Below are 17714 nucleotides of genomic sequence, written 5' to 3' on the forward strand. Positions count from 1 at the left end.
CTTGCCCAAAAGTGCGGAGCAAAATATGCGGCGAGCCACAAAATGGCGCGGCTCTATGTTCCTTGTCAACTCAGTTCATCGCCGCTTTGACATAGACATCGAAGCGGTTTTTCTTGGTGGCGATAACAGTGCTGGGTTTAACCCCGGCCAGGTTTTCGGCGTAGTCCGGCCGTTTGACCACTACCCGCTTGCTCGCCAGTGCCAGCGCCGGGGCCAGCAAGCCATCGGCATCGGTATCGGCGCCGACCAGGGTCTGAAATACCCGCATCTCTTTTTTTACCAATGCCGACTTGTCTCTGTGGGGATACATGGGGTCCAGATAGACCACATCCGGTTGCGGACTTATCTGGCTCAGCGCTTCCAGACTGGAGTCGTGCAGCAACGTCATTCTTTGCTGCATCCAGGGGCCGATTTCGCTGTCCTGATAACCGCGGCTGAGACCGTCTTCCAGTAGCGCCGCCACCAAGGGATTGCGTTCAATCAGAGTCATTTGGCAGCCAAGGCTTGCCAGCACAAAGGCGTCACGGCCAAGACCGGCCGTGGCATCTACCACTGAGGGGCAGGCGCCTTGCTTGAGACCGACCGCCTTGGCTATGGCCTGGCCACGGCCGCCGCCGAACTTACGTCTGTGGGCCACGGCGCCGCCGATAAAATCGACACAGATACCGCCAAGCTTGGGTTCGTCACGCTTGAACAGGGTCAGCATCTCCTGCTCAAACCTCAAGGCAAACACAGAGTCTTCTGAATGCTTCAGGCCCCAGCGCTCGGCAATGGCGCACAGACGCGGCTCCCGGGTATCAAAATAAATGCTATGGCTTGGCTGCTTCACTGAGTTTGAGTCCTTGGCTGAATTGGCGCCATTATGCCAAATGCCAACCTGACTGAATACGTTCGGCTGCAACTCGCAGGCAGAGCAGCTATAATGCCGCGGTCATTTACCCGTCAGTCATTGGGGAACTCATGCTCAGCTACCGTCACGGTTTTCATGCCGGCAACTATGCCGATGTGCTCAAACATTCCATCTTGTTGCAGGCGCTGAGCTTGTTGCAGAAGAAAGATAAACCTTTGGTTTATATCGATACCCATGCCGGTGCCGGTGGCTATGCACTGGAAGATGATTTCGCCCAAAAGACAGGGGAATATCTGGAAGGTATAGGCAAGCTCTGGCAGGAAACGAGTGTGCCGCAGGCGATGACAGCCTATCTGGAGGCGGTACGCCATTTCAATGAAGGCAACGAGGAGCAGGCCACAGATGAGCTGGCCTGGTATCCCGGATCTCCGGCGATAGTGGATATGCACCTTAGAGAGCAGGACAGAATGCTGCTGCACGAGCTGCATAATACCGATGTCGAACTGCTGCAGGAGTATTTTGAAGGTGCCCGTCAGGTGAAGCTGGTTCACGGCGACGGTCTGCAGGGCCTGTTGGCCGCGGTGCCGCCACTGGAGCGTCGGGCACTGGTGCTGGTGGATCCCAGCTATGAGCTCAAGAGTGACTATCAGGATGTGGCCGATACCCTGATAAAAGCTCATCGCAAGTTTGCCACCGGGGTGTATCTGCTCTGGTATCCGGTCGTCAATCGGGCCCAGACTGAAGCCATGCTGACGAAGCTGAAAGACAGCGGCATTCGGCGCCAGTTACGGATAGAGCAGAGTATCAAGCCTGACTCGGATGAATTCGGTATGACGGCGGCGGGTCTGTGGGTCATCAACCCGCCCTGGCAGTTGGATACCCAGGCCGAAGAGCTGCTGGCCTGGCTTCACCCCAGGCTCAATCAGGGTGGCGGCAGCGTCACTGTCTCCTGGGAAGTGGGCGAGTAAGCTTGGTTCCATCATAAAAACTGTTGGCCGGGTCACTGGGTATTAATTGGGTACTAAGTCGGATACCGAGTTGTGTACTAACGGCCCGGCCTGTTAACAGTGGCCTTTACGGCGTCTAAGCGACTGTGGTGACAAGCGGCTGTGGTGAATTATTCCGACAGTGCTTTCAGCTCGGCCAGCGTCGCCTCATCTACGAGCCCTAGCGCCAGCGCCTGCTGCGGATTGGTCTCTATCAAATAGGCACTGATACTCATCATATTGCGCAGTGCCATGCCGTTGGGGCCATCGTAAGCCGGCTGCTCGTTCCACTGATCCTGAGCCCAGGCGGCCCAAGTGGCCTTGAGGCTGTAGCCCGCCTCACAGAAGATGGTGCGGGTCAGTTGGCTGCCCTGATCCAGCATCTCCTCGTCGTTCACGCTGTTGTCTAGCTCGCCCTTGTGGCTTTGCATGACTTGCTTTACTGCCGCTATCGCTTCGGCGGTTGCGGGAACCGGCCCAAGTTGGCTGTCATCACAGGCTATTACGCTGGAAAAGGGCATCAGCAGACAGGCACAAAGGCCGAGGGACTTGAGGTTAAACATCTTCACTTCCTTGTTGTTGCGCCTCTCAGGCGCGGCTCAAATTGCGGTAGCGCTCCAGCAAAATTTTCACCCGTTTCACATAAGCGCGGGTTTCCGGGTAGGGTGGCACGCCGCGATATTGGGTCACTGTGGTAGGGCCGGCATTGTAGGCCGCCAGCGCCCGGGTCATGTCGCCATCGAAACGGGCCAGCATCTGCGCCAGATAGCGGCTACCGGCATCAATGTTCTGTGATACCACAAAGGCGTTGCTGACACCAAGCTCTTTGGCGGTATCCGGCATCAACTGCATCAGCCCCATGGCGCCGGTACGAGACAGGGCCTTGGCGTTGAAGGCCGACTCGGCGTGGATCACCGCCCGGATTAGCGCAGGATCCAGATTGTAAGTTTGGGCGGCGAGGGCGATTTCGGCGGCATAGTCACTGTCAAACAGAGGGATTGCCTGCCAGTTTACCTTGGAGTCCGGTCGGCAGGCGAAGCAATCATAGAGAATGATCTGATACTCCTGGCTGCCGGGGGGCTTGTCGCTGAATGCCATCACACCGTTGGCCTGGCGGTATTGATAGACTTTACGCTTCGGCAGACTGCTGTCACTGATGCCGTGTTCGGAGTAACGCGCCACTATACGGGGTTTGGCCGAAGGCTCTTTAGTTACAGCTGAATTTTTTTCACCCATGACTGAAGGCTCTTTACTTATAGCTGAGGGATCTTTACCTATAGCTGAAGGATCTTCACCCATAGTGGCCTCTTTCGAAGGCATAGGTATCTCGGTGCCGGCAAACGCAGCAAAGGGCAGCGCCGAGCTCAGCAGCCAGAGTAGCAAAGAGATGAGTCCTTGGCCGGAAGTGTGCTTCACGCCTGATAACCCGCCCGTGTTTCCAGTTTCAATATGTCAATGATAGCAAAGAGTTGCTGCATTTCACTGTGGATCTGGCTGAACTCCTTTTCGAAGGTGGCTCCCTCAAAGATGGAGGCGGTCTCGAATCTATCCTTGTTACTGGGAAACAGGATCAACAGCTGCCTGCCGTGGAAGGCGCAGCGCAGATCCCGGCCAAACTTCTTGCTCAAATCCAGCAAACGCTCCATAAACAAGGGGTTCATCAACACCCGGCCATTGATCTGATTGTCGGCAAAGACATCGAACTCTTTTTCGAACACAGGATCTTCCAGCTTCATCTGCTTCAGCCCCGAATAGCTGGAGGAGAGTTTCCCCAGCAGGCCGCGGTCGCGGATCAATACCGCATGGCAGCCGAAGTTTTGTGGCACGGTAAAGGTCATGGCCAGTCCCTTGAATACCTCGCTGGTACGCTTCTTATTCTTGCTATCCCGATATTCTGACTTCAGCACTAATTCACTGATCCCCAGTTCGACCTGTTTATAGCTACCGGTAATAAAATCATTGGAATGCGCTATGTCGTGCTTGGGCAAAATGCCGGCATCACGAAAGGGTCGCAGTGGCAAACCATCGTTGGGACTAAAGGTAAAGTCGTCGCCGAAATAGCGGAAGATCAGCGGGAACAGATCTTTTTTAACCTGTGTTTGAAACGCCTTGATGGGTTTCTTACACCAGAAAAACATCAGCAAAACCGGAGTAAGGGCGAGGGCAAACGAAGCTTCCGGGCCAAGGGAACTGTAGTACATAAGGTCGTACCAATAGTGCCAAACCAGCAGCAGAGTCACCACAAGTGTCAGTACAAACAGGGCTACCCGGGTTCGGCACTGCTTGAGGCTCTTGATCCTCAGTCTTTCATACTTACTGGCCTTGGGCTGTATATGCTGGCGATAGTATTGCTGCAGCTTGGGCAGGTCTTCGCTGGGGGCCTGTAAGCCTTTTCCCGGGCGTACCGGGGAAATCTTGGCCCCCATCAGGAAGGTGATAATATTCACGGGTCAATCTTTTACTCTGTCTCAGTTCAAATAGTCGCCGGCATTGACCGGACTTTTGGCGCTTTCATCCGCCTCATAGAAGGGCAGAGCCTGTACCTTGGCCATGGAAGCTATGATTGAACCCGGGAAAATTTCCACCGCATTGTTGAGTTCAGTGACTGCCGAGTTGTAGAAACGCCGAGCCGCAGAAATATGGGCCTCCACTTCGTTATAGGTCTGCATCGCCTGCAACATGGTGTTGTCTGACTTGAGTTCAGGGTAGTTTTCTACCGACACCATCAACTGGCCAACACGGCTGTTGAGCTGGTTGGCCAAATCCAGATGTTGTTTTACCGCATCTGTGTCGGCCGGATTGTAGCTTTGGGTCAGTTGAGTGCGTAATTCGGTGATCTCGGTCAGCAGCTGTTTTTCATGATCCATGAAGCGCTTGGCTATGGTGAGAATATTGGGCAGCAGATTGGCCCTTTTCTTGAGCTGGACATCTATGCCAGAGAGGGCTTCACGGGCCGTGTTGCGTTTTTTTATCAGGCTGACATACCAGAGATAAATCAGTATCACGGCGATCGCCAGTATCAACAAAAATCCATCCATATTTGCTAAAGTTCCATGCAGTTTTTTCTGAACTGCGCCAGCTAACCATAAAATGGCCGCAAATGCATCTTTGTTGTGATTTTGAACCTATGCTGGCCCCTTTACGGCGAGTCTTGCCAAGTCAATGAAAACCATAACTTATATGGCTTTAAAGATAGATTTAAGCAAAATCCTGTAAATCAAAGGTTTGGGCTGTACGTTTTTAGTACATTGAAACATTATCTAAATGATTCATTTGAAATATTTATCTATTTTTGAGTGGTAAAAAAACAGCAACTTTTGACTCAAGTCTGTCGGAAGCCGCTATAGGCCATGGGAAAACTGTTTACCGTGCGTCAAAGCGAAGAAATGGAATCATACTATTTACAAACAGCTTTTATTATGTTCAGGCAAGGTTCAGACAGCGTATTGTAAATTGTAATGACACAACGTTGGGGCAAAGCGAATTAGTTCAGCGAATTTGCCTTTATGGACCCGCCCTGGGTCCTTTTTTTTACCTCTAATTTCCCGTCATTCTTTCAGGTTAAGTTTCAGTTAAAAGTGTCGCGGCAAAATGGCCGGCCGCTTGTCGTAGATGTTACGGCCATGAAAATAGAACCGGCAGCCGAGCCGGCAGACAGGGAAATCAGATGCAGTCCAATCATTCTCAGCAACCGCTCGAAACCGCCAAGAGTGGCTGGTTTATCCGCTTCCTCAATGTGGTGGAGCGCCTTGGCAACCTTTTGCCACATCCCATCACACTATTTGCGTTGTTTTGCGCAGCCGTCATCCTGATCTCCGGCATTGCCGGTTATTTTGAAGTCACAGTGGTGGACCCTCGTCCCGAAGGCGCCAGTGGCCGCAGCGCCGATGGCCTGATCCATGTGGTCAGCCTGATGAATGCCGAAGGGCTGCGGATGATAGTCTCCAACCTGGTGACCAACTTTACCGGTTTTACGCCGCTGGGCACTGTATTGGTGGCCTTGCTCGGGGTAGGGATTGCCGAACGCTCAGGACTCTTGTCCGCCGGCATGCGGGCGCTGGTGATGGGGGCCTCCAAGCGCCTGGTTACCCTGACTATTGTCTTTGCCGGAATCGTCTCCAATACCGCCGCCGAGCTGGGTTATGTCGTGCTGATCCCCATGGCGGCGATGATCTTCCATTCTCTTGGCAGGCATCCCTTGGCGGGGTTGGCGGCGGCCTTTGCCGGGGTATCCGGTGGCTACAGTGCCAACCTCCTGCTGGGAACCGTGGATCCCCTGTTATCCGGGATCACCGAAGCGGCGGCGCAGATGATAGACCCTGACTACACTGTGGGCCCCGAGGTCAACTGGTACTTCATGTTTGTCTCCACCTTTGTGATCTCTTTCCTCGGCGCCTTGGTGACAGAGAAAATCGTTGAACCCAAGCTCGGTCGCTATGATGTCTCTGAAGCCAGTGTCGATTTGGAAGATCAGCGGATGGAAACCGTCACCGAACTGGAGAAAAAAGGGCTGAAAATGGCTGGTTTGGCGGCGCTGCTGCTCGGCGCAGTCTTGGCCTTGACCGTGGTACCCGAGTGGGGCCCACTGCGTCACCCCGAGACGGGGGAAGTGGCCGGTTCGCCGTTTCTCAAGGGAATCGTGGTGTTTATCTTTGTCTGCTTTGCCATTCCCGGGCTGGTATACGGTAAGGTGGTGGGCACCATGAAAAAAGATACCGATGTGATCAACGCCATGTCCCACAGTATGAGCACCATGGGCATGTATATCGTATTGGTGTTTTTTGCCTCGCAGTTTGTTGCCTTCTTCAAGTGGACCAATCTGGGCGCCGTGCTGGCGGTGACCGGCGCCGATGCCCTCAGCGCCCTGGGGCTGACCGGGCCGATAGTCTTCCTGCTGTTTATCATGATGTGTGGCTTTATCAACTTGATGCTCGGCAGTGCCTCGGCCCAGTGGGCAGTGACGGCGCCGATATTTGTGCCCATGTTGATGTTGGTGGGTTATGCGCCGGAAACCATTCAGGCGGCCTATCGAATAGGTGACTCAGTGACTAACCTGATCACGCCCATGATGAGTTACTTTGGCCTGATCCTGGCGGTCGCCGCGCGCTACAAGAAGGACCTGGGGATAGGTACTCTGGTGGCTACCATGTTGCCATACACGCTGGTATTTTTCGTCGGTTGGACCCTGTTCTTCTTCCTCTGGGTATTCGGCCTGGGGCTGCCGGTTGGCCCAGGTGCGGCTACCTACTATTCACCGGCGGGCTGATGGTCTGTAACAGTGAATGACTGAGGATTTTAGTGGGAAGGGGCTTAGGTGATATACGCTAGCCCCTTTTTTAATCTTTTGGCTTTATTCGGCGCCGCGGCTTAAGGACGGCTAAAGCCAGAGTAAGTCTTGCGCCAGTTGCTGGGGCTCACCCCCAGGGCGCGTTTGAAGGCGTCTCGCAGACCGGCGGCACTGGCAAAACCGCAGCTGGAGGCAATCAGTTCCACCGACATATGGCTCGACTCGAGCAAGGATTGCGCCCGGCGGATCCGCGCCTGCCCCAGCCATGCCATAGGCGCCAGTCCGGTTTGCTCCCGGAACTTACGGTTCAGGCTACGCTGGCTTAAACAGGCTCTTTCTGCCAGTTGTGCCAAGGTCAAAGGCAGGTGCAGATTGTCCATCAACCAGAGTTGCAAATTGGCCAGCTGTTGCTGCTGCGGCAGCCATTGGCGATGAATTCTTTGCGACTGACAACCCTGACGCTCGAGCGGCATCACAAAGAAGTCGGCCGTGGTCTCGGCGGCCTGGGCACCAAAGTCACTGGCTATCATATGCAGACACAGATCCTGGCCCGCGGCCAATCCCGCCGAGGTCAATAGCTGGCCGTTGTCGACAAACAGCATGTCCTCTTCCACCTCTATATTGGGATAACGCTTGGCCAGTTCGGGCGTCAGTTGCCAGTGGGTAGTTGCCCTGAGGTTATCCAACAGGCCTGCGGCGGCCAATACGCAGGCGCCGGTGCAGATAGATGCCAGTCGCACTCCGGCCCTCGCGGCTTGCTGCAGCGCTTGAAGGACCTCGGGCTCGTTGAACGCCAGGGGATTGCGGATCCCGGGGATTATCACAGTATCCACTTGACTCAGCAGCTCAAGCGGGGCGATATCCGAGATGCCCAATGCGCCGCTGCAGATGGATTGCTCCGGGCCGCAAAAGCTTACCTGGTAAGGTTTGTGGCCGCCGCTCAGGGAAACCAGAGGAAACATCTGGTAAGGAATGGCGAGATCGAAGGCGACAAAATCCCTCAGTACCAGAATCGCAATCCTGTGCTGAGGTTGAGAAAGAGCTGAAGACATATTTCCTGCCTGGCGCCATTCCGGCGGCCCAATAGCGTATGTGTGCAAGGCAATCTAGTTCAAGCTCAAAACCCTGTACAGCGGCTTGTGGCCAAAGTGACCGCCTGGATCACAGCCTGCCCAAGTTGGCCAGACTCTTGCGGCAATTGGCCGGTAACCGGCTGTTGCAGCCTGCAATAGGTTACTAATCTCAACGGGACTTTCTGACTCAAAGGAGCGTTTATGAACCGTCGAGACTTTACCTTATCCTGCCTGGGAACGCTGGCCGCAGCCTCTCTGGGCGGCGTGACACCTCAAGTGCTGGCCGCGGGCGCCTCAGGCCAACGGCCGGCAGCAAACTCTTTACCCGCCGGCACCAAAGCCAGCACGAGCGGCAAGCCACATATCGCCTTTGTACTGTATGAGGGCATGACAGCCCTGGATCTCATCGGGCCGGCTGAAGTGCTCGCCGGTGAACAGTTTGATGTGGACTTTGTCTGGTACGACAAGGAAGTGGTCTATGCCGAGAGCCGCGCCAACAAGCGTTTGGGGTTAATGCCAACCGCAACCTTTGCCGAGATTGAGCAGACAAACATTCTCTGCGTTCCGGGAACCAGTAATCCATACAAACAGCTGGAACGCACCGAAATGATTGACTGGGTGGCTCGGGTCGGCGCCAAGGCAGACTGGGTCACCAGCGTCTGTACCGGCTCATTTATTCTCGGGGCCGCCGGTTTGCTCAAGGGGTATAAGGCCACCTCTCATTGGGGCGTGTTGCAGGACTTGCGTTACTTTGGCGCCGAGCCTGTAGTCGATAGAGTGGTTCACGACCGCAATCGAGTCACAGGCGCCGGGGTCACTTCAGGGATCGATTTTGGCTTGCTGCTGCTGTCGCTGCTGACAGATGAGCAGACAGCCCGCGGCAAACAGCTGGTGCTTGAATATGATCCCCACCCCCCTTTTAACAGTGGTTCGCCCAAGCTTGCTTCTCCAGCCTTGTTGGAAGCGGTGCGCGGTGGATATATGGATTACCTGCAAGCGGTTGCCCCCAACTCCCGCAGCCAACTGCAGGCCCTGGCAAGCAACTTGGGGATCAAGCATCCCTGAGACAGGCCTTTAAGGTTTAGCTTCAAGGCGTTGTAAATGAGGACGAAAATGGTTCCGTTTTTGTTCTAACTATAAGCTATTGTTGAACTTTTTCTATTGTCATACACTATCGGGCCCTTTGGTTTGTTGGTTGGGCCCGCATGCGTTTTTCATCTGCACGTCTGTTGCTGCTAATGGCTTGGTTGGCCACGAGTTTTACCCTGGCCGCCGAGATAGGCGACACGGCCGTGGTCGGTAAACTCTATTTCAGCGGCGCCGAACTGCCCGGGCAATTGACTCCAGAGGGGGCCGGTGGGTGGCCGGAGCCTATTTGGTTGCTGTGGCTCATGGGCCTTGGCAGCTTCTTTTGCCGTTTTCGTTGTTTTGCGCTCTGGCTGCTTGCTTTGCTGGCGTTGCAACTCAAGTTTGTTATTCGGGTCGACGACAGCCTGCTGTGGAGCAGTTGGCTAGTGTTGCTATTGCCGACACAAGTTTTGTTTGGCCTGATTTTGCTGTTGATTGACCGGGGCGAGGGCGCACGAGCCCAGGTAATCACCCTTGACTGACGATAGTCCAAGTCCCAAGCCGTATTAAGGGAGAACAATAGATGTCCAGAAAAGCCAGAGCCGCCATGGTCTCGGTCTGCTCCAATATTTCGCTGATCATCATGAAGGTGGCGGCGGGTATTGTCAGTGGCTCGGTCAGTATCATTTCAGAAGCGATTCACTCCGCCATGGATTTGGTGGCGGCCTTGATCGCCCTGTTTGCCGTGCGCCGCGCCGATGTGCCGCCTGACTGGGATCATCCCTACGGCCACGACAAGATAGAGAATGTTTCCGGGGTTATTGAGGCGCTGTTGATTTTGGCGGCGGCCGGCTGGATTATTTTCGAGGCTGTCGGCAAGTTGCTCAGCCCCTCAGAGGTTGAAGGCCTGGGCTGGGGGGTATTGGTGATGCTGTTGTCGGCGCTGGTTAACACAGGCGTCAGTGCCTATCTCTACCGGGTGGCCAGGGAAGAGCAATCGGTGGCGCTTGAGGCCGATGCCCTGCACCTTAAGGCCGATGTGCTCACCTCGCTCGGGGTAGCCGTGGGGCTGCTGCTCATCTGGGTGGGTGGTTATTTTGGCCATAATCTGGCGCTGCTGGATCCCATAGTGGCCATAGGGGTGGCACTGTTTATTCTCAAAGAAGCGATAAGCATGTTGGATCAGGCCTTCAAGCCGCTGTTGGATCACAGCATCAGCGAAGAGGAGCTTAACCAGGCCGCCGAGATAATCGCGCACCACTGTCCCAATGAAGGCGGCTTTCACGACTTGCGTGGCCGTCAGGCGGGCAGACGGCGTCATATCGACTTCCACCTGACCTTGCCCAAGGAGATGAGTGTTGGCCATTCCCATGCCATTTGTGACCGTATCGAGCAGGCCTTGATGGCTGCCATCCCCCATGCGGCGGTGTTTATCCATGTGGAGCCGCTGGAAGAGCAGCCCGAAGAAGAAGGCTTACTGCAACAGGGCGCCTGAAGCGGCGCCAGTGTGGCTGCATCAGAGCCCTTGATGGGGGCCGAACACTTCATAGTGGATCTGCGTTTCCCCAATACCCAGGGCCAGCAACTGCGCCTTGATGCTCTGCATAAAGCCTATGGGGCCACAGCAGTAGAATTGGCCCTCGGATGGCAGCATGGCCGCTATCGGTTCCAGCACCATGGTGCCATTCAGGTCATAATCCTGTCCCTGAATATCAGTCTCAAGCGGCTGGCGATACCAGGTCAGCGCCTTGAGATTTGTCTGCTCGGCCTGTTTGCGGCGTATATCTTCGGCAAAAGCGTGCTGGGCGCCATTTTCACAGGCATGCAGCCATAGTGTCTCGGCGCAGTCTTGCTGCAGGCGGCTGTTTAACATGCTCAGCATAGGCGTCAGGCCAACTCCGGCAGATAGCAGTACAACCCGGGTGTCAGGCTCAGTATTCAGGAAAAAATCCCCCGCCGGCGGGATTAGCTCAAGCTCACTGCTGATATCGAATTCATTATGCAGCAGGTTGGAAACCAATCCTTCGTTTTCACGTTTAATGCTGATGCGATAGTTGCGGCCGTTGGGGGCATCCGACAATGAGTATTGGCGGATCTCGGTATGGGCCAGCGCCGGATGGCTGAGTTTGAGGTTCAGGTATTGCCCCGGCTTAAAATCGACCACAGGGCCGCCATCCTTGGGCGTGAGTTCGAAGGAGGTAATGGCGGCAGACTCGCGGCGTTTGTTGCTGACAACAAAGGTGCGGGTGCCGCTCCAACCTCCTTGTTTGCCTGCGGCATCGGCATAAATCTGTGCTTCGCGGCCAATAAAGATATTGGCCAACACCCCATAAGCCTTCTCCCAGGCGCCCAGTACCTCTGGCGTGACGGCATCGCCACCGAGTTCTTCCAGAGTGGCAAGCAGATGCTTGCCGACTATGGCGTATTGCTCGGGTTTGATCAGAAAGCCTGTGTGTTTCTGGGCAATTCTTTCCACGGCTTCACCGAGAACAGCCAGATTGTCGATATGTTGGGCATAGGCGGCGACGGCATTGAACAAGGCTACAGGCTGATCGCCCTTATGCTGATGAGCCAGGTTGAACACATCTTTCAATTCAGGATTGTGGTGGAACATGCGCTGATAGAAGTGTTTGGTCAGCTCTGGGCCGGCGGCAACCAGCAGGGGAATAGTACTCTTGACCACTTGGATAGTGTGTTGATCCAACATAAAGACAACCTCAAAGATTCATTTAAGTTATATGTTCAGCGATAAAATAAACATGCATTTGATTTGGATCAATAAAAATCCTGACTGGATCTGTCAGGCATTCAGTATGGTTCGCAAAAACACTCGTGTGCGTGATGTATATCTATGTTTTATCGTATCTGGACCCTGATTCTGGCTTGTTCGCTTCTTTGGTTTGCTTCTTTGGTTCGTTTCTCTGCTGCCGGCGCCAAGTTGCCTTCAGTGGCCAACAGTCTTGGCCAACAATGACTTTTGCCGTTAAAAAGCGGATAATTCCCCCAATTTTGCTCAATTTGACCCAGATCACAGCCGGTCGCCGGTTTTACCGCAGCGGCGAGTGTCATCGGGAGAGCGGGAAACCCCGCCGGAACTCGGAACTATCCAATGGAAATCAAAGTAAATTTTCTCGACAACCTCAGACTCGAAGCCAAGTTTGATGACTTCAGTGTCATTGCCGACCAGCCAATCCGCTACAAGGGTGATGGCTCGGCACCGAGCCCGTTCGACTACTTTCTGGCTTCATCAGCGCTGTGCGCCGCCTATTTTGTGAAGGTGTACTGTGTCGCCCGCGATATTCCTACCGAAGGCATTCGCCTGTCGCAAAACAACATAGTCGACCCGGAAAACCGTTATAACCAGATCTTCAAGATTCAGGTGGAACTGCCGGACACCATCTCTGACAAAGACCGTGAAGGCATACTGCGTTCCATCGACCGCTGCACTGTGAAGAAAGTGGTTCAGACCGGCCCCGAGTTCCAGCTGGAAACCGTGGATAACCTGGATCAGGACGCCCAGGCGATGCTGATGCTTAAGCCGGATGACAGCCACAGCACCTTTATTCTGGGTAAGGATCTGCCGTTGGAGCAGACCATAGCCAACATGACCAACACCTTGGCCGAACTGGGGATGAAGATAGAGATCTCCTCCTGGCGTAACCTGGTGCCCAACGTTTGGTCGCTGCATATCCGTGACGCCGCTTCGCCCAAGTGTTTTACCAACGGCAAGGGCGCAACCAAAGAGAGCGCGCTCTGCTCGGCTCTGGGCGAGTTTATCGAGCGTCTCAGCTGCAACTTCTTCTACAATGACCAGTATTTCGGCCCCGAGATCGCCAACGCCGAATTTGTTCATTATCCCAATGAGAAGTGGTTCCAGCCCGGCCCCAACGATGAGCTGCCGCCCGGAATCCTTGATGACTATTGCCTGGAAATCTACAACCCGGATGGTGAGCTCTGCGGCTCCAACCTTATCGACACCAACTCGGGCAATGTCGAGCGCGGCATCTGCGCCATTCCCTATGTGCGTCAGTCCGATGGCGAGACTGTGTATTTCCCCTCCAACCTGATTGAAAACCTGTATCTCAGCAACGGCATGAGCGCAGGCAACAATCTGGATGAGGCCAAGGTGCAGTGTCTGTCCGAGATTTTCGAGCGGGCGGTGAAGCGCCGCATCATAGAAGAGGAGCTGGTTCTGCCTGAGGTGCCGAAAGCCGTGCTGGCCAAGTACCCTTCGATAGTGGCCGGCATAGAGGCGCTGGAAGCCCAGGGTTTTCCGCTGGTGATCAAGGATGCCTCCCTCGGTGGCCAGTTCCCCGTCATGTGTGTGACCCTGATGAACCCCCGAACCGGCGGCGTGTTTGCCTCCTTCGGCGCCCACCCCAGGTTTGAGGTGGCGCTGGAGCGCAGCCTCACCGAACTGCTGCAGGGCCGCAGTTTCGAGGGCCTCAACGATGTGCAAAAGCCTACTTTCAACAGCATGGCAGTGCAGGAGCCGGAGAACTTTGTTGAACACTTTATCGACTCCAGCGGGGTGATCTCCTGGCGTTTCTTCAGTAGCAAGCCGGACTATGAGTTTGTCGAATGGGACTTCTCCGGCAGCAACGCCGAAGAGAGCCAGAGCCTGTTCGGGATTCTTGAAGATATGGGCAAAGAGGTCTACATTGCCGAGTTTACCGAGATAGGCAATGCCTGCCGGATCCTGGTGCCAGACTTCTCCGAGGTGTATCCGGTATCGGATCTGATTTGGGACAACACCAACAAGGCGCTGGACTACAGAGAAGATATTCTTAACCTGCATCGCCTCAGCGACAGCCAACTGCAAAGCCTGTCCGAGCGCCTCGAAGACAGCCAATTGGATATCTACACGGATATCATCACCCTGATAGGCATAGAGTTTGATGAAAACACCGTCTGGGGCCAACTGACGATACTCGAACTCAGATTGCTGATCTGTCTGGCCATAGGTGAACTGGAAGAAGCGCTGGAGCTGACCGAAACCTTCCTGCAGTACAACAACAATACCGTCGCTCGTGGCCTCTTCTATCAATGCCTGCAGGCGGTGTTGGAGATCAGCCTGGACGATGAACTCGAGCTGGACGACTACCGTTACAACTTAGGGCGTATGTTCGGCCAGGAAACTCTGGATGCCGCCATTGGTTCGGTCAATGGCACAGTGCGCTTCTACGGCCTGACCCCAACCAATATGCAGCTCGAAGGCCTGGAAAAACACCAGCGGCTGATCGAAAGCTACAAGAAGCTGCATGCTGCAAGGGCTAAGCTGGCCGCCAAGAAGTAGTTTTAGTTCAAGGGGCGTGTTTGCCCATTGATAATCCTTATTTGCACTGAATCGAAAGCCAATCCTCATGGATTGGCTTTTTTCTTTGGCTTATGCCAACCCAGATAAATGCTTCATTAGCTGTTAGCACCGTAATAGTTGCGGTTGCCGCATAGCGGGAAGTTGGTTGTGTTAGCCGCTGTGCCAGCGGCCTCAAGTCGTGGGGCTTCGCCCCACACCCGAGGAAAGGGGGCTGTATCGACTCGCCCCCTTTCCAAACCCCCAGCGACCCGCGACGCAGCGGACCCCCCCTTGTGCTTATGATGCCAATTCACTATCGCGCCAGACGCTCAGAGTCACATCCATGTGACTCTGGCCCAGCTCAACATCCTGTTTCGCGCTCGTTAGCTCGTCGCTAGGCGACACTCGCCCCTGATTAACTGGCGCAGAATAGGCATCTGCCGGACAGGAGTCCCAATGCCGTGAAGGGCAGGACGCCCGTGAACGGCCATGCCTCGCTACGCGATTGTCATCAACGCCCTGCGGCCGCTTCGAGCGGGAGTTGGTGCAATTCTGTTAGCACTGAGTAGCTTGAAACATCTGAAGTGTTTGCAGACATACACCCATTTTCTAGGCACAGGCGGAACTGTGACCTTCCGAGCCAGGGATGGCGAGGCAGAGCTTACAAGGATGTACTCGCAGCGTGTCGCAGGATCGCCTGTGCGAGAGCGCACCGCAGGTGATGGGTTACATCGTGGCCGGAAATTCGGCCAATACGAGCTTAGACACTTTTAGCTGGAAGCTATGATAGCCGCTGTGCCAGCGGCCTCAAGTCGTGGAGCTTCGCCCCACACCCGAGGAAAGGGGGCTGTATCGACTCGCCCCCTTTCCAAACCCCCAGCGACCCCCGACGTAGCCGAAATCCCCGCTGGCTTATGAAGCCAATTGGCTACACTCAGGACTCGCATCCTTGCTCGACCTTTGAGCCTCGACATCCCTGTCTCGGCTACGCCAATTTGCAACAACGCCAGCGGCGGCTCCGAAGGGGTAGCGGTGCAATTCTGTAATGATAGCGTTGCTTGAAGTTGCAGATAGACCCACAGGCATACGCCTAATTCCAGGCACAGGCGGAACTGTGACCTTCCGAGCCAGGGATGGCGAGGCAGAGCTTACAAGGATGTACTCGCAGCGAGTCACAGGATCGCCTGTGCGAGAGCGCACCGCAGGTGATGGGTTACATCGTGGCCGGAAGTTCGGCCAATACTAACTTAGATACTTTTAGCTGGAAGCGATGTTAACCGCTGTGCCAGCGGCTGAAAGTTGTGGTGTAAATGCCTCCTGCGTCAGAGCCTGCGGCGGCTCCGAGGAGAATCGGGGCATTTCTTTTCCAGCCGTGTTGTTTGAAGCTGCTGGCAATGAAGCTTCCCGGTGATTGACAGTATTTCCCCGGTTTGATTAGAATCCGGGCAACTTCAAAGAGGTATCCTTTCATGACACTCTACGCCTCGGATCAGCGAGTGACCCGAGTGTGCTCCGTACATTTGCTTGCGATGAAGCCTTGTCCGGAGCCTAATTAGGAAAGCCTGCGCTTTCTACCCAGTCATCGCCACGGCATTTTTCGGCGCCGCTTCGTAAGGGAAGGGCGCGTTTGCCTTGGCGCAGTCAACGGGGGCCATAGATGAATCTTCATCTGTGGCCCTTTTCGTATCCGCCTTTTGGCGAATTTCAAAGCGAACGGGTGCCGTTCGCTTTTTCTTTTTATACTCTGCATATATTTTCAGGAGACAGTTATGTCACAAAATATCTATGACAATCAGGGCTTTTTTGATGCCTATGCCCAGTTGCCTCGTTCGGTTCACGGCTTGGACGGTGCCCCGGAGTGGCCGGCGCTTAAGGCCATGTTACCGCCACTGAATGGTCGCGCCGTAGTGGATCTCGGTTGTGGCTATGGCTGGTTTTGCCGCGCTGCCAGGGAGTTGGGGGCCGAGTCAGTGCTGGGGATAGATCTCTCAATCAAGATGCTGGCCGAGGCTCGGGCGACAACCCGGGATGAGGCGATTGAATATCGACAAGGGGATCTAGATGGTCTAACTCTGCCATCAAACAGTGTCGATTTGGCATATAGCTCGCTGGCACTGCATTATCTTGCGGATCTTCGGCCCTTGTTTGCGACTCTGTATCAGGCACTGAAACCCGGCGGCAGCTTGGTGTTCAGTACCGAGCATCCTATTTTTACCTGCTCACCGAATCAGGGGTGGCTGGTGGATGAAGCCGGTAAGCGTTACTGGGCAATCAACAGTTACCAGGCTGAAGGTGAGCGCAGTAGCGACTGGTTGGCCAAAGGGGTGATCAAATACCACAGAACCTTAGGCACTACGGTCAATGCCCTGTTGCAGGCAGGATTTGAGTTGTGTGAGCTCAATGAATGGGGCCCTTCAGCAGAGCAGATAGCCGCCAATCCCGCGCTTGCCGAGGAAGCCGAGCGACCAATGCTATTGTTGGTGGCTGCTCAGAAACCCTTGGTGTGATTGCTATTTAAAATAGCAAAACCTCAAGAACCCAAGATAGCGATTAGGGATACTGATGCAATTAGCGGGCATACGCCTATTATTCCTGTGTCGGCAACGCCTTGTCCAAGCGGAAGCTGGCCCCTTCAGGAACTATACTGAACGGGATCCCGTAAGGAGGTTGTTATGCCTAAATTCATCATTGAAAGAGACTTACCTGGGGCCGGAGGTTTATCCGCAGCTGAGTTTCGCGAAATCTCACAAAAGTCCTGTGCCGTGTTGGAAGATATGGGGCCGAAGGTCCAGTGGGTAGAGAGCTTTGTAACCCCGGATAAGGTGTACTGCGTTTACATAGCCCCCAATGAGGCACTGGTGCGTGAACATGCCGAAAGGGGCGGTTTTCCTATCAATGCCGTCAATGAGGTGAGACGTTCAATCGACCCAACGACAGCGGAGTAACTCAAAAGGGGCTTTGCTTGTTCAAAGTCCCTTGTATCCCCAAAGGTATGCCGGATTGTTGCCAACGTTGCCACTTGGCTTGAAGCCATGATAGCCGCTGTGCCAGCGGCCTAAAGTCGTGGTGTTCCACACCACACCGGGCAAGGGGCTTTGCTTGTCCAAAGCCCCTTGCATCCCCAAGGACACCCCGACGTAGCCGAAATCCCCGC

Annotated in this window: 17 protein-coding genes; 8 read left to right on the forward strand and 9 right to left on the reverse strand. The window is 54.7% G+C overall.

What is annotated here, in order from left to right:
* Positions 1 to 70 precede the first annotated feature (70 nt).
* On the reverse strand, positions 71 to 808 hold the full coding sequence (locus N512_RS0115010; protein ID WP_443018274.1) for a class I SAM-dependent methyltransferase: 738 nt from the start codon (positions 806 to 808) through the stop codon (positions 71 to 73).
* A 152-nt stretch (positions 809 to 960) separates the two neighbouring features.
* Between N512_RS0115010 and N512_RS0115015 the strand changes: the two genes are divergently transcribed.
* Complete coding sequence (locus tag N512_RS0115015) at positions 961 to 1818, forward strand: 23S rRNA (adenine(2030)-N(6))-methyltransferase RlmJ (protein ID WP_025010798.1); 858 nt, start codon at positions 961 to 963, stop codon at positions 1816 to 1818.
* Between the two features lie 149 nt (positions 1819 to 1967).
* Here N512_RS0115015 and N512_RS0115020 read toward each other — a convergent pair whose 3' ends face one another.
* Genes N512_RS0115020 through N512_RS0115035 form a run of 4 tightly spaced genes read right to left on the reverse strand, consistent with a single transcriptional unit; the run spans position 1968 to position 4874 of the window.
* Positions 1968 to 2399 carry a hypothetical protein gene (locus N512_RS0115020; RefSeq protein ID WP_028780864.1) on the reverse strand — a complete coding sequence of 144 codons (432 nt, stop codon included), beginning with the start codon at positions 2397 to 2399 and terminating at the stop codon, positions 1968 to 1970.
* A 25-nt stretch (positions 2400 to 2424) separates the two neighbouring features.
* Entirely contained in the window at positions 2425 to 3252 is an 828-nt protein-coding gene (locus N512_RS0115025) for a lytic transglycosylase domain-containing protein (RefSeq protein ID WP_443018273.1), read from the reverse strand.
* A complete protein-coding gene (locus N512_RS0115030) occupies positions 3249 to 4283 on the reverse strand; it encodes a DUF3137 domain-containing protein (protein WP_028780866.1) in 1035 nt (344 codons plus the stop codon). Before N512_RS0115030 ends, N512_RS0115025 begins: the two co-directional genes overlap by 4 nt.
* A 21-nt stretch (positions 4284 to 4304) precedes the next feature.
* Positions 4305 to 4874, reverse strand: a complete 570-nt coding sequence (locus N512_RS0115035; RefSeq protein WP_025010793.1) for a LemA family protein — start codon at positions 4872 to 4874, stop codon at positions 4305 to 4307.
* Positions 4875 to 5503: 629 nt separating this feature from the next.
* Here N512_RS0115035 and N512_RS0115040 point away from each other — a divergent pair.
* Positions 5504 to 7102, forward strand: a complete 1599-nt coding sequence (locus tag N512_RS0115040; protein ID WP_028780867.1) for an AbgT family transporter — start codon at positions 5504 to 5506, stop codon at positions 7100 to 7102.
* A 101-nt stretch (positions 7103 to 7203) separates the two neighbouring features.
* On the opposite strand, the gene N512_RS0115045 is transcribed toward N512_RS0115040, so the two are convergent.
* Entirely contained in the window at positions 7204 to 8175 is a 972-nt protein-coding gene (locus N512_RS0115045) for a GlxA family transcriptional regulator (protein ID WP_037475209.1), read from the reverse strand.
* 222 nt (positions 8176 to 8397) lie between these two features.
* Between N512_RS0115045 and N512_RS0115050 the strand changes: the two genes are divergently transcribed.
* From N512_RS0115050 to N512_RS23155, 3 genes are all read left to right on the forward strand, one after another.
* Entirely contained in the window at positions 8398 to 9261 is an 864-nt protein-coding gene (locus N512_RS0115050; protein WP_028780869.1) for a DJ-1/PfpI family protein, read from the forward strand.
* Positions 9262 to 9401: 140 nt separating this feature from the next.
* Positions 9402 to 9806 carry a hypothetical protein gene (locus tag N512_RS0115055; RefSeq protein WP_139190658.1) on the forward strand — a complete coding sequence of 135 codons (405 nt, stop codon included), beginning with the start codon at positions 9402 to 9404 and terminating at the stop codon, positions 9804 to 9806.
* A 41-nt stretch (positions 9807 to 9847) separates the two neighbouring features.
* Positions 9848 to 10759 carry a cation diffusion facilitator family transporter gene (locus tag N512_RS23155; RefSeq protein WP_025010789.1) on the forward strand — a complete coding sequence of 304 codons (912 nt, stop codon included), beginning with the start codon at positions 9848 to 9850 and terminating at the stop codon, positions 10757 to 10759.
* Positions 10760 to 10780: 21 nt separating this feature from the next.
* On the opposite strand, the gene hmpA is transcribed toward N512_RS23155, so the two are convergent.
* Positions 10781 to 11971 (reverse strand): NO-inducible flavohemoprotein, encoded by a 1191-nt coding sequence (hmpA, locus tag N512_RS0115065; protein ID WP_028780871.1) that lies wholly within the window; start codon positions 11969 to 11971, stop codon positions 10781 to 10783.
* A 402-nt stretch (positions 11972 to 12373) separates the two neighbouring features.
* Between hmpA and N512_RS0115075 the strand changes: the two genes are divergently transcribed.
* Positions 12374 to 14560 carry an OsmC domain/YcaO domain-containing protein gene (locus N512_RS0115075; RefSeq protein WP_028780872.1) on the forward strand — a complete coding sequence of 729 codons (2187 nt, stop codon included), beginning with the start codon at positions 12374 to 12376 and terminating at the stop codon, positions 14558 to 14560.
* A 1273-nt stretch (positions 14561 to 15833) separates the two neighbouring features.
* On the opposite strand, the gene N512_RS24540 is transcribed toward N512_RS0115075, so the two are convergent.
* Positions 15834 to 16031: a hypothetical protein gene (locus N512_RS24540; RefSeq protein WP_197021460.1), complete on the reverse strand. Its 198-nt coding sequence runs from the start codon at positions 16029 to 16031 to the stop codon at positions 15834 to 15836.
* 298 nt (positions 16032 to 16329) lie between these two features.
* Between N512_RS24540 and N512_RS0115080 the strand changes: the two genes are divergently transcribed.
* Together N512_RS0115080 and N512_RS0115085 are read left to right on the forward strand one after the other, a co-directional pair.
* The gene (locus N512_RS0115080; RefSeq protein WP_028780873.1) at positions 16330 to 17067 is read left to right on the forward strand and encodes a class I SAM-dependent methyltransferase; all 738 of its coding nucleotides are present in this window, start codon (positions 16330 to 16332) and stop codon (positions 17065 to 17067) included.
* A 165-nt stretch (positions 17068 to 17232) separates the two neighbouring features.
* Positions 17233 to 17505 carry a DUF4242 domain-containing protein gene (locus N512_RS0115085; RefSeq protein WP_025010591.1) on the forward strand — a complete coding sequence of 91 codons (273 nt, stop codon included), beginning with the start codon at positions 17233 to 17235 and terminating at the stop codon, positions 17503 to 17505.
* A 21-nt stretch (positions 17506 to 17526) separates the two neighbouring features.
* Here the strand turns inward: N512_RS0115085 and N512_RS24545 are convergent.
* The coding region (locus N512_RS24545; RefSeq protein WP_028780874.1) for a hypothetical protein at positions 17527 to 17714 on the reverse strand (188 nt) is incomplete at its 5' end.

Source organism: Shewanella sp. 38A_GOM-205m (genome assembly GCF_000518445.1).
Taxonomy (GTDB): domain Bacteria; phylum Pseudomonadota; class Gammaproteobacteria; order Enterobacterales; family Shewanellaceae; genus Shewanella; species Shewanella algae.